The organism is Nocardioides sp. YIM 152588 (assembly GCF_040191335.1).
Classification (GTDB): Bacteria; Actinomycetota; Actinomycetes; order Propionibacteriales; family Nocardioidaceae; genus Nocardioides.
On sequence record NZ_JBEGDJ010000047.1, the window covers coordinates 18219 to 30278 of the forward strand.

General features: G+C 74.4%; 9 protein-coding genes. 3 read left to right on the forward strand and 6 right to left on the reverse strand.

Features of this window, described 5'->3' with window-relative positions:
* The first annotated feature begins 95 nt into the window (after positions 1 to 95).
* Positions 96 to 812, forward strand: a complete 717-nt coding sequence (locus ABLM29_RS17765; protein ID WP_349715759.1) for a hypothetical protein — start codon at positions 96 to 98, stop codon at positions 810 to 812.
* Between the two features lie 13 nt (positions 813 to 825).
* Here the strand turns inward: ABLM29_RS17765 and ABLM29_RS17770 are convergent, their stop codons facing one another.
* Genes ABLM29_RS17770 through ABLM29_RS17780 form a run of 3 tightly spaced genes read right to left on the reverse strand, consistent with a single transcriptional unit; the run spans position 826 to position 5322 of the window.
* Positions 826 to 1782, reverse strand: coding sequence for a hydroxymethylglutaryl-CoA lyase (locus ABLM29_RS17770; RefSeq protein WP_502889271.1), 957 nt, complete (start codon positions 1780 to 1782; stop codon positions 826 to 828).
* The gene (locus tag ABLM29_RS17775) at positions 1779 to 3671 is read right to left on the reverse strand and encodes an acetyl/propionyl/methylcrotonyl-CoA carboxylase subunit alpha (protein WP_349715761.1); all 1893 of its coding nucleotides are present in this window, start codon (positions 3669 to 3671) and stop codon (positions 1779 to 1781) included. The genes ABLM29_RS17770 and ABLM29_RS17775 overlap by 4 nt, the downstream gene beginning before the upstream one ends.
* A 7-nt stretch (positions 3672 to 3678) precedes the next feature.
* Positions 3679 to 5322, reverse strand: coding sequence for a carboxyl transferase domain-containing protein (locus ABLM29_RS17780; protein ID WP_349715763.1), 1644 nt, complete (start codon positions 5320 to 5322; stop codon positions 3679 to 3681).
* 88 nt (positions 5323 to 5410) lie between these two features.
* On the opposite strand from ABLM29_RS17780, the gene ABLM29_RS17785 reads away from it, so the two are divergent.
* Entirely contained in the window at positions 5411 to 5968 is a 558-nt protein-coding gene (locus tag ABLM29_RS17785; protein WP_349715765.1) for a TetR/AcrR family transcriptional regulator, read from the forward strand.
* Positions 5969 to 6265: 297 nt separating this feature from the next.
* Here ABLM29_RS17785 and ABLM29_RS17790 read toward each other — a convergent pair whose 3' ends face one another.
* A complete protein-coding gene (locus ABLM29_RS17790; protein WP_349715767.1) occupies positions 6266 to 7891 on the reverse strand; it encodes an acyl-CoA dehydrogenase family protein in 1626 nt (541 codons plus the stop codon).
* A 57-nt stretch (positions 7892 to 7948) separates the two neighbouring features.
* Here ABLM29_RS17790 and ABLM29_RS17795 point away from each other — a divergent pair, with 57 nt between their 5' ends.
* Complete coding sequence (locus tag ABLM29_RS17795) at positions 7949 to 8692, forward strand: PaaX family transcriptional regulator C-terminal domain-containing protein (RefSeq protein WP_349715769.1); 744 nt, start codon at positions 7949 to 7951, stop codon at positions 8690 to 8692.
* 166 nt (positions 8693 to 8858) lie between these two features.
* Here ABLM29_RS17795 and ABLM29_RS17800 read toward each other — a convergent pair whose 3' ends face one another.
* Entirely contained in the window at positions 8859 to 9602 is a 744-nt protein-coding gene (locus ABLM29_RS17800) for an SWIM zinc finger family protein (protein WP_349715770.1), read from the reverse strand.
* A 2-nt stretch (positions 9603 to 9604) separates the two neighbouring features.
* Positions 9605 to 12060: DEAD/DEAH box helicase (locus ABLM29_RS17805; protein ID WP_349715771.1), on the reverse strand; the 2456-nt coding region annotated here is incomplete at its 5' end.

The window sequence follows — 12060 nt, forward strand, 5'->3', positions numbered from 1 at the left end:
GCACACGACCCGACTCCCGGGATCCGCCGGCACCGGGGCCCGGCCGCCCCGCACGTCACCGCCCCGGCGTTGGCCCCGGATGGTTGGATGGGCGCATGGCCAACGCGTGGACGAAGGGAGCCGCAGCCGGTGTCGCGCGCACGCTCGCGCCGAAGGCACCGGGGCTCGCGCCCGGGCTGACCGAGACGTTCGTCCGCGAGGCGCTGCACCGCGCCATCCACGGCATCGGGCCGCTGAAGCCCGCGGCGCACGCCGCCGAGGAGCAGCTGCGCGAGCAGAGGGGCAACCGCGACAAGGCGGTCCGCGAGGTCATCGAGAACAACGTGATGCACGCCAGCGTCGAGGGGTTCGTGACCAACCTCGGCGGCCTCGTCGCCGCCGCGGTCACCGCGCCCGCCAACATCGCCGCGGTGACCATCATCCAGTCGCGGATGGTGGCCGGCATCGCCCACCTGCGCGGCTACGACCTGGCCGACCCCCGCGTCGGCAACGCCATCACCGTCACCCTCCTCGGCGAGGACTCCGTCGCGGCGCTGCTCAGGGCCCGCCGGATCCCCGCGCCGCCGATGGCGATCGCCACCGCGCCCGTGCTCGACCCCGACATGGACAAGCTGGTCGCCGGGGTGCTCGCCGGCGAGCTGATCACCCGCGTGGTCGGGAAGCGGATGGTCACCACCGTCGGCCGCAAGGTCCCGCTGCTCGGCGGCGGCGTCGGCATGGTCACCGACGGCCTGGCGACCTACAAGATCGGCCGGTACGCCGCCCGCGAGCTGCGGCCGCGCACGGCAGGCCTGCTCAGCCGCGCCGGCTGAGCGCGGTCGGCACTCACACCCCACCGGCGAGCGCGCGGACCACGGCCGACGGGCTGGGCCGCCCGAGCTGCCCGGCCATCCACGCGCTGGTCGCGACCACGGCGTCCAGGTCGACGCCGTGCTCGATGCCGAGGCCGGTGAGGAACCACAGCAGGTCCTCGGTGGCGAGGTTGCCGGTGGCGCTGTGCGCGTACGGGCAGCCGCCCAGCCCGCCGGCGCTGGCGTCGTACGTCGTCACACCGGCCTGCAGGCCCGCGTGGACGTTGGTCAGCGCCTGGCCGTAGGTGTCGTGGAAGTGCAGGGCGAGCCGCTCGGGGCCGACCCCGGCCTCGCCGAACGCGGCGACCAGCTCCTTGACGTGGCCGGGCGTCGCGACGCCGATCGTGTCGCCGAGGCTGAGCTGGTCCGCGCCGAGGTTGAGCAGGTGGGTGCCGACGCCGACCACCTGGCCGACCGGGACCGGCCCCTCCCACGGGTCGCCGAAGCACATCGAGACGTAGCCGCGCACCGTCATGCCGGCGTCGACGGCCCGCGCCATCGTCGGCTGGAACATCTCGAACTGGCCGGTCAGCGTGCGGTTGAGGTTCTTCCCCGCGAACGTCTCGGTGGCGCTGGCGAAGACCGCGACGTGGCGCAGCCCGAGCTCGTAGGCGCGCTCGAAGCCGCGCTCGTTGGGTACCAGCACCGGCAGCTCGCGGGCGGGGTCGCCGAGGTCGGCGACCAGGCCGGTCATCAGCTCGGCGGCGTCGGCGAGCTGGGGCACCCACTTCGGGTGCACGAAGCTGGTCGCCTCCACGATCGGCAGCCCGGCGGCGAGCAGGCGGCGCACGAACTCCGCCTTCACCTCGGTCGGCACCGTCGTCGCCTCGTTCTGCAGGCCGTCGCGCGGGCCGACCTCGTAGATCGTCACCCGCTCCGGCAGCCCCGGCTCCGGGACCACCATCGGCAGCGGCCGGCCGGCCCCGCTCACGACGCCTCCACGACGAAGAGCGGGGCGCCGAGGGCGACCTGGTCGGCGACCGCGGCGGTCACGTCGGTGACCACGCCGTCGTACGGCGCCTTCAGCGCCAGCTCCATCTTCATCGCCTCGACCACGCCGAGCACCTGCCCCTCGCTGACCCGGTCGCCGGCCGCGACGCGGACGTCCAGCACGGTACCGGGCATCGGGGAGACCACCGTCCCGTCGCCCGCCCCGGTGCCGTGGTCGGTGGTGGCCTCGGCCCGGGTGAAGACGCGGCGCTGGCCGCGGTGGACGAGCTCGACGCGGTGCTGGCCGACGTGCGCGTGGACGCCGGCCGGGGCCGGCGCGACGGGCGCGGGCAGCGTGACGGTGCCGTCGGTGAACTCGACGACCGCCGGGGCCGGCGCCGCGCCGAGGCGGAAGCCGTCGGAGGCGAACGGCCCGGCTTGGACGCGCTGGGCGTCGAACCAGAGCCGGGCGGCGACCTCGCGGGCCTCGACCGGGTCGGGTGCCGGGACGTCGTTGCGGTCCAGCCACGCGGTGTCGATCTCGCCGGCCGCGAACGGCTCGCCCGCGGCGAGCTCGCGCAGGAAGCCGGTGTTGGTGGTGAGACCCAGGATCGCGGTGTCGTCGAGGGCGGCGACGAGGTGCCGGCGGGCGGCCTCGCGGTCGGCGCCGCGGACGATCACCTTGCCGAGCATCGGGTCGTAGGAGGTGGAGACCACCTGCCCCGACTCCAGGGCGTGGTCGACCCGCACCACCGGTGGTTGAGGTGCGAGCGAAGCGAGCCCACCCGGTGGTTGAGGTGCGAGCGAAGCGAGCCTCGAAACCACCGGCCAGTGCACCTCGGTCGCGGTACCCGCCTGGGGCAGGAAGCCGGCGTACGCGTCCTCGGCGTAGACCCGCGCCTCCATCGCGTGCCCGACCGGTCCGCCGTTGCCGTCGGCGAGGCCCAGCGGCTCGCCCTGCGCGACCCGCAGCTGCGCGGCGACCAGGTCGAGGTCGCCGCAGACGATCTCGGTGACCGGGTGCTCGACCTGGAGGCGCGTGTTCATCTCCAGGAAGTAGAACTCGCCGGTGTCGGCGTCGAGCAGGAACTCGACCGTGCCGGCACCGGTGTAGTCGACGGACTTCCCGAGCGCGACGGCGGCGGCATGGATCCGCTCGCGGACGTCGTCGGGCAGGTACGGCGCGGGCGCCTCCTCGATCACCTTCTGGTGGCGCCGCTGCACGGAGCACTCGCGGGTGAGCAGGTGGACCACGCTGCCGTGGGTGTCGCCGAGCAGCTGCACCTCGATGTGGCGGCCGCGCTCGACGTACTTCTCGATGAGCAGGGTGTCGTCGCCGAAGGCGCTGCTCGACTCGCGCGCCGCCGCGGCCACTGCCTCCTCGAAGTCGGCCGCGGACCTGACGACGCGCATCCCCTTGCCTCCGCCGCCGGCGGCGGCCTTGACCAGCACCGGGTACGCGAAGGTCGCGGGGTCCGCGTCGAGGTCGTACGACGGCACGGCCGGTACGCCGGCGGCGACCGCCAGGTCGCGGGCGGCGTCCTTGCGGCCCATCCGCTCGATCACCTCGGGCGTCGGGCCGACCCAGGTCAGCCCGGCCTCCGCGACGGCGCGGGCGAAGCCGGCGTTCTCGGAGAGGAAGCCGTAGCCGGGGTGGATCGCGTCGGCGCCGGCCTCGCGGGCGGCGGCGATGACGGCCTCGCCGTCGAGGTAGCTCGCGACGTGGACGGTCGTGTCCGCGGCGCGGGCGTGCGGGGCGTGCGCGTCGGCGTCGGTGACGACCGCGACGGTGCGCAGCCCGAGGTCGCGGCAGGTGCGGAAGACGCGCAGGGCGATCTCGCCGCGGTTCGCGACGAGAACGCTGGTGATCATGGTGCGGGGAGTCGTCATCGGGGTCTCACATCCGGAAGATGCCGTAGGACGGCTCGGGGACGGGCGCGTGGCTGGTGGCCTCGAGGGCCATCCCGAGCACGCGGCGGGTGTCGGCGGGGTCGATGATCCCGTCGTCCCAGAGGCGGGCGGAGGCGTAGTAGGCGGAGCCCTGCTCGTCGTACTGCTCCCGGATCGGGTCCTTGAACGACTCCTCGTCCTCGGCGCTCCACGACTCCCCGCGGGCCTCGATGCCGTCGCGGCGGACGGTGGCGAGCACGCTCGCGGCCTGCTCGCCGCCCATCACCGAGATGCGGGCGTTGGGCCACATCCACAGGAAGCGCGGGTCGTAGGCGCGCCCGCACATGCCGTAGTTGCCGGCGCCGAACGAGCCGCCGATGACGACGGTGAACTTCGGGACCACCGAGCAGGCCACCGCGGTGACGAGCTTCGCGCCGTCGCGGGCGATGCCGCGGTTCTCGTAGTCCCGGCCGACCATGAAGCCGGAGATGTTCTGCAGGAAGACCAGCGGGATGCCGCGCTGGTTGCACAGCTCGACGAAGTGTGCGCCCTTGAGCGCGGACTCGCTGAACAGGATGCCGTTGTTGGCCACGATCCCGACCCTGTGGCCGTGGATCTCGGCGAACGCGCAGACCAGGGTGTCGCCGTACAGCTGCTTGAACTCCTGGAACCGCGAGCCGTCGACGACGCGCCGGATGACCTCGCGGACGTCGTACGGGGTGCGGGTGGAGGTGGGGACGACGTCGTACAGGGTCTCCGGGGCCTCCAGCGGCTCCTCGACCTCGGTCAACTCCCGGTGGTTGAGGTGCGAGGCGCCCCGGCGCCGAGCCTCTCCGGTGGTTGAGGTGCGAGCGGAGCGAGCCTCGAAACCACCCTCCTCGGGGAGCGTCTCGACGATCCCGCGCAGGATCTGCAGGGCGTGCGCGTCGTCCTCGGCCAGGTGGTCGACGACGCCGGAGGTACGGGCGTGGACCTCGCCGCCGCCGAGCTCCTCGGCGGTGACGACCTCGCCGGTGGCGGCCTTCACCAGGGGCGGGCCGCCGAGGAAGATCGTGCCCTGGTTCCGGACGATGACGGTCTCGTCCGCCATCGCGGGCACGTAGGCGCCGCCGGCGGTGCACGAGCCCATCACCGCGGCGATCTGCGGGATGCCCTTCGCGGACATGTTGGCCTGGTTGAAGAAGATCCGGCCGAAGTGCTCGCGGTCGGGGAAGACCTCGTCCTGCATCGGCAGGAACGCGCCGCCGGAGTCGACCAGGTAGAGGCAGGGCAGCCGGTTCTCGGCCGCGATCGTCTGCGCGCGCAGGTGCTTCTTGACGGTGATCGGGTAGTAGGTGCCGCCCTTGACGGTGGCGTCGTTGGCGACGATCACGCAGGTGCGGCCCGCGACGCGGCCGATGCCGGCGACCGCCCCCGCGGCGGGGACGGCGTAGGGGTCCTCGCCGGAGGCGTCGTACATCCCGTACGCCGCGAGCGGCGCGATCTCCAGGAACGGGCTGCCCGGGTCGAGCAAGCGGTCGACGCGGTCGCGGGGCAGCAGCTTGCCGCGGGCGGTGTGCTTGTCGCGGGCGGACTCGCTGCCGCCCTGGCGGACCCGGGCGAGGCGGTCGCGCAGCTCGGCGGAGAGCTCGCGGAGTGTCGGTTCGGCCACGTCGTCAGGTTAACGATCGCTAACCTCCGCGGTCAACGGTTGTCGCCGGTTGCGCGTCGGCGGAGTGAATGACCGCTAACCTTCGGTCATGGCGGCGCGACGGCAGCAGATCCTGGCCACGGCGGCCGACCTGTTCGCCGCGCGCGGGTTCCACGGCGTCTCCGTCGCCGAGATCGGCGCCGCCGTCGGGATCAGCGGCCCCGCGCTCTACAAGCACTTCGACTCCAAGCCCGCGATGCTCGCCGAGATGCTGGTCTCGATCAGCGAGGAGCTGCTCAACGTCGGGCGGGCCCGGGTGGCGGCCGCGTCGGGCGATCCCGCCGCGGCCCTGCGCGGGCTGGTGGACTGGCACGTCGAGTTCGCGCTGGAGAACCGGGCGCTGATCGTGGTCCAGGACCGCGACTGGGAGTCGCTCCCGGCCGCCGCCCGCGACCGCGTGCGGGACCTGCAGCGGGAGTACGTCGACCTGTGGGCCGCGCAGGTGCTGTCCCTGCGCCCCACCCTGGACGCCCCCGCGGCCCACGCCGCGGCGCAGGCTGTCTTCGGCCTGCTCAACTCCACGCCGCGCGCCGGAGGGTCGATCTCCGACGCCGAGCTGCGTGAGCTGCTGGTCCCGATGGCGCTCGCAGCGCTCGGCGTCGACTGACCCGAACCGGGGGTCAGGGCAGGCCGAGGCGGGGGTTGGGGCGGGCCGAGCCGGGGGTCGGGGCGCGCCGAACCGGGGGTCGGGGCAGGCCGAACCGGGGGGCGGGACGGGTCGAACCGGGGGTCGGGGCGGGTTGAGCCAGGGCTCGGCCGGGCTAGCGGGTCGTGTGCCTCAGGCTGCGCTTGTGCCCCACCGATCCCACCGGACAGGCACTTCGGTCGCTTGACGGGCGTTGCAACGCCTGTCAAGCGACTGAATCACCGGTCGACCGGTGATTCCAACGCCCCAGGCAACCCCTCACAGCCCCGCCGGCACCCGCTCCAGCACACCCGCCAGGTCCAACCCCGCCGGCAGGGTCCCGAAGGCACTCCCCCAGTCCCCGGCGAACCGCGTGGCGCAGAAGGCGTCCGCGACCGGTGAGCCCGCCTTCAGCAGCTGCGCGCCGGCGAAGACGAGCGCGACCTGCTCGACGATCCGCCGGGCCCGCAGCTCGAGGTCGTCGAACGACGTCAGCTCCTTCTTGAGCGCGGCCAGCGCGGCGTCGTACCGCAGGTCCAAACCACCGGCCGACTCCACCTCAGTGAAGAACGCGTCGACCGACTCGGGCTCCCGCCCGATCGCCCGGAGCGCGTCCAGCGCCGCCACGTTGCCCGAGCCCTCCCAGATCGAGAGCAGCGGCATCTCGCGGTAGATGCGGGCCAGGTCGAAGTCCTCGATGTAGCCGTTGCCGCCGAGGCACTCCAGCGCCTCACCGACGGCCATCGGGGCGCGCTTGCAGACGTAGTACTTCGTCGCGGCGAGCGCCAGCCGCCGCAGCGCGCCCTCCTGCGCGTCGCCGCGGATGGCGCGATCGTTGGCGCCGGCCAGGCGCAACATCGCGGTGGTCGCGGCCTCGGACTCGACCTGCAGGTCGGCCAGCACGTTGCGCATCAGCGGCTGGTCGATGAGCAGCCTGCCGAACGCGGAGCGGTGGCGGGCGTGGTGCGCGGCGTGGGTGAGCGCGTTGCGCATCCCCGACGCGGAACCGATCACGCAGTCGAGCCGGGTCATGTTGACCATCTCGACGATGGTCTTCACCCCGCGCCCCTCCTCGCCGACGAGCCAGCCGGTCGCGCCGTCGTACTCGATCTCCGAGGAGGCGTTCGACCTGTTGCCAAGCTTGTCCTTGAGCCTCAGGAACCGGATCGTGTTGCGCTCGCCGCCGGGGAGCACGCGAGGCAGCAGGAAGCAGGAGAGGCCGCCGGGCGCCTGAGCGAGGGTGAGGAACATGTCCGACATCGGCGCGGAGGTGAACCACTTGTGCCCGACGATCCGGTACGCGCCCGGCTCGCCGGCGATCGGCGTCGCGGTGGTCGTGTTGGCGCGTACGTCGGAGCCGCCCTGCTTCTCCGTCATCGACATGCCCGCGATCAGTCCGGCCTTGGCCTCCGGGTCACGCAGCCCGAAGTCGTAGGCGCGGTTGGTCAGCAGCGGCTCGTACCGCGCCGCCAGCTCGGCGTTCTGTCGCAGCGCCGGCACCACGGCGTACGTCATCGAGATCGGGCAGCCGTGCCCGGCGTCGACGTTCCACGCGAAGAACTTCGCGGCGCGGGCGACGTGCGCGCCGGGGCGGTCGTCGGCCCACGGCGCCGCGTGGATGCCGTGACCGACGGAGGTCTCCATCAGGCGGTGGTACGCCGGCACGTACTCGACCTCGTCGACCCGGTGCCCGTAGCGGTCGTGGGTGTGCAGCCGCGGCGGCACGCGCTCGGCGAGGCGGCCCCAGTCCATCGCCTCGGCGGTGCCGGCGAGGCGGCCGACCTCGTCGATCTCGGGCAGCGCCCACCCGGCACCCTCCCGCTCGACGCCCTCGCGCAGGACGGGGTCGGCGGCGGTGTTGTGGCCGACCAGCGGCGGGACCTGGTTGAAGACCTCGTGCGTCATGCCGGCGATGTTACGATTTCGCTGACAACTGTGTCCATACCCGTAGCAGGAGGAAGCGTGGGGACGTCCTGGTCCAGCGGGGTGACCGCCCTGCCCGCCCGCTCGGTGGTGCTGAGCCTCATGCTCGGCTCTCACCCGGACCGGTGGAGCCCGGGCCGGTTCGCCGCGGTGGCGCCGGCCTTCGGCATCGCGCCGTCGACGCTCCGCGTGGCCCTGACCCGCGCGGTGGCCGCGGGGGACCTGCGCCGCGACGGCGGCGACTACGTGCTCGGCGAGCGGCTGGCGCGCCGGCAGCGGCACCAGGACGAGGCCGTCGAGGACGCCGAGGCGGGCGAGGACGGAGGGTGGGACGGGACCTGGGAGATGGCGGTCGTGACCGTGACCGGCCGTTCCGGCGCCGAGCGCGCGGCGCTGCGGGAGACCCTCGCCGACCACCGGCTCGCCGAGCTGCGGGAGGGCGTCTGGACCCGTCCCGCCAACCTGCGCCGACCGGCCGCCTACGAGGCCGAGCCGGTGCTCACCGCCTTCCGGTCCACGCCCACGGGCGACCCGGCCGCACTCGCGGCCGACCTGTGGGACCTGGCCGGCTGGGCGCGGGCCGGGCGGCGACTGGTGGCCGCGCTGACCGACGCCGAGGAGCCGGCGCTGCGCCTGGCCGCCGCGGCCGCCCTCGTCCGCCACCTCGCCGAGGACCCGCTGCTCCCGGGCGACCTGCTGCCGTCGTACTGGCCCGGGGGCGAGCTGCGCGCCGCCTACGCCGCCTACGTCGCCGAGCTCAACGCCCTGCTCGCCACCCTCTGAAACCCGACTGCCGAGTTGGGGGAAAGCGACCTCCGAATCCCGGATCTGCGACAGATCGCCGTGACCGCCGGTCGCGCCGCCGCGGTTCGACGGTCGCTCTGGCCCAACTCGGGTGTCGCTTTCCCCCAACTCGGGTGTCGGTTTCCCCCAACTCGGCGGATGGGTGTCAGAGGAGGGAGTCGGGGAGGTCGCTGTCGGGGCCGGCGTCCAGCAGCTCGATCAGGCGGCGGGCGCGGAGGACGGCGTCGGCGGCCACCTCCACGTCGTCGGCGAGGTCGGCGACCCGGTCCCCACCGGCATCCCCACCAGCACCCCCACCAGCACCCGAGCCAGCACCCGAGCCACCGCCCGCCCCACCGGCGCCGTCCTGGGAGGCGCGCGCATGGAGGGCGGCGAGCAGGGCCTCGCGGTCCAGCCCGCGGAGGGCGAAGAGCACCAGGGGGTCGCCGTCGACCAGCCAACCGACCTGCACGAGCACGGCGATCGCGTGCGGGCAGGGGTCGAGGTAGTGCGGGCAGGCGCAGCTGGCGGCGAGCTCGCCGCCGTACGGGAGCAGCTCGACCCCGACCTCCTCCGCGTGCTCGACCAGGTCGTGCGGCAGGTCGCCCGCGAGCAGCGACGCGATCCGGCCGGACTCGGCGGCCACCACCTCGACCAGCCCCCGCGCGGCGTCGGCGTCCAGGACCGGCACCTCGACCGAGACGGTCCACGCGTCGTCGCCGTCGCGGACGGCGGCCAGCAGGGCGCCGGCGTCGACGCTGATCCCGCCGACCTCCCCGCGGCGGGCGGCGGTGCGGCCGCCCTTGAGCTCGGTCTCCGAGTACGCCGCCTCCTCGACCGCCCGCTGCCAGGCCTTCCCCCACCAGGTGCGGACGCCGCCGCGGGGCGCCGCCTGGCGGGGGTACGTCACCCTCACGGCCCCTCGCCCTCGTGCTCGGCGTCCCGCGCCCGCAGGTCGTCGAGGATCGCGGCCCGGCGCTGCTCCTTGCGCAGCGTCACCAGGTCGCGCAGGTCGGCGTTGCTGAGCTCGGTCAGCGCGGTGTCGCCGCGGGCCAGCACCGCGTCGGCCAGCGCCCGCTTGCGGGTCAGCAGCTCGGCGACGCGCTCCTCGATCGTCCCCGAGGTCACCATCTTGTGCACCTGCACCGGCCGGGTCTGGCCGATCCGGTAGACGCGGTCGGTCGCCTGCTCCTCGACGGCCGGGTTCCACCAGCGGTCGATGTGGATGACGTGGTCGGCGCGCGTGAGGTTGAGCCCGGTGCCGCCGGCCTTGAGGGAGAGCAGGAAGACCGGCACCGGCTCGCCGGGCGGGGTCTCCTGGAACCGCTTGACCATCGCCTCCCGCTCCGCGACGGGGGTGCCGCCGTGCAGGAACTGGTGCGGTACGCCGATCGAGCCCAGGTAGTCCTCCAGCAGCCGGCCGAGCGCGACGTACTGGGTGAAGACCAGCACCCCGCCGCCCTCGGCGAGCACGGTGGTGACCAGCTCCTCGAGCAGGTCGAACTTCTCCGAGCGCCCGCGCAGCCGGACCGCGCCGGACTGCTTGAGGAACTGGGCGGGGTGGTTGCAGATCTGCTTCAGCCCGGTCAGCAGCGCCAGCACCAGCCCGCGCCGGGTCTCCTCGTCGGCGCGCTCGATCCGCTCCATCGTGTCGCGGACGAACGCCTCGTAGAGCACCACCTGCTCCCGGGTCAGCCCGACCAGCTGCTCGGTCTCGGTCTTCGGCGGCAGCTCCGGCGCGATCCCCGGGTCGGTCTTGCGGCGACGCAGCAGGAACGGCCCGATGAGCTCGGCGAACTGCGTCGCCTTCGTCGGCTCGGCGCCGGACTCGATCGGCGCCGCCCAGACCCTGCGGAACGCCTGCCTGCTGCCGAGCAGGCCGGGCACCGCCCAGTCCAGGATCGACCAGAGCTCGGTGAGGTCGTTCTCCACCGGCGTACCGGTCAACGCCACCCGCGCGGCGCTCGGCAGCCGGCGCAGCGCGCGGGCGGTGGCCGAGCGGGAGTTCTTCACGTGCTGGGCCTCGTCGGCGACCACCAGGTCCCAGCCGACGCCGGCCAGCGGCTCTGGGTCGCTGCGCAGCGTCCCGTAGGTGGTCAGCACGAACCCGGCGCCGAACATGCCGGCCTCCTCGCCGGCCGCGTCGCCGGAGATGCCGTCCAGCGAGCGGGTGGAGCCGTGGAACCGCCGGACCGGTACGCCGGGGGCGAACCGCCCGATCTCCGCCTCCCAGTTGCCGAGCAGGCTGGCGGGGCAGACGACCAGCGTCGGCCGGCCCGCCGAGGCGCCGGACTCCAGCCGGTGCAGGTGGAGGCTGATCAGGGTGATCGTCTTGCCCAGGCCCATGTCATCGGCGAGGCAGCAGCCGAGCCCGAGGCCGGTGAGGTCGGCGAGCCAGGTCAGGCCGTGGCGCTGGTAGTCGCGCAGCTCCGCGGCGAGCCACGTCGGGGCCGGCAGCGGGTCGCGGGTGGCCGCGGCCAGCACCCGCTCGCGCACCCCGAGCAGGCTGGCGCCGACGACGACCTGCTCGGCCGCCTTCTCCTGGCCCGGCCCGGCGGGCACCTCGGCGACGCCGGTCAGCGCCGCCCCGAGCGCCTCGGCGCCCGACGCCCGGCGGATGAGCCGCTTGCGGGCGCGCTGCGCGGTGGTGGGGTCGACCACGGTCCAGGCGCCGCGCAGCCGCATGATCGGGGTGGCCGCGGTCGCCATCTCCCGCATCTCCTCCTCGGTCAGCGGGTCGCCGTGCAGCGCCACCTGCCAGGAGAACGAGAAGAGTCCCTCGGCCGAGAAGGGGCTGTCCTGGAGCGGCTGCTCCTCGCCGCGGGTCGGCGCGTGCGGGTCCCGGGGCGCGCGGTCCAGCACCGCCCGGGTGGTGAGGTCGCGCCCGAGCGCGCGCGGCCAGTGCACGTCGACGTGGGCCTCGCGGAGCGCGCCGACGTGCTCCAGCAGCGCGGAGACGTCGGCGGGGTCCAGCGGGATCTGGTCCGGGACCGCCAGCGCGAGCAGTCGGTCGAGCGCCGGCCACACCTCGGCGGCGGCGCGCAGCGCGATGCTGGCGTGCACCCGGGCCCGCGGCCCGAACCCGTGCCCGCCGACGTCGCCATCCGCGCCGTCCTCGGCGTCGGTCCACAGCAGCGCCGCGTCGGCGACGTGCAACGGGTCCCGCTCGTCGTGGACCTGGAGCACCAGGCGGACGGAGCCGGCGAGCAGCTCCTCCTCGTCGGCCTCTACCCGCAGCGAGATCCGGACGAGCTCGGGCAGGCCGGCGGCGTCGCGGGAGGCCGCCTCGGCCCGCGACCGCTCGGCGACCCGGCGGCGGACGCGGGCCGCGAAGTCGCCGGCGGCCGGCGCCTCCGCGGCGGCGGAGG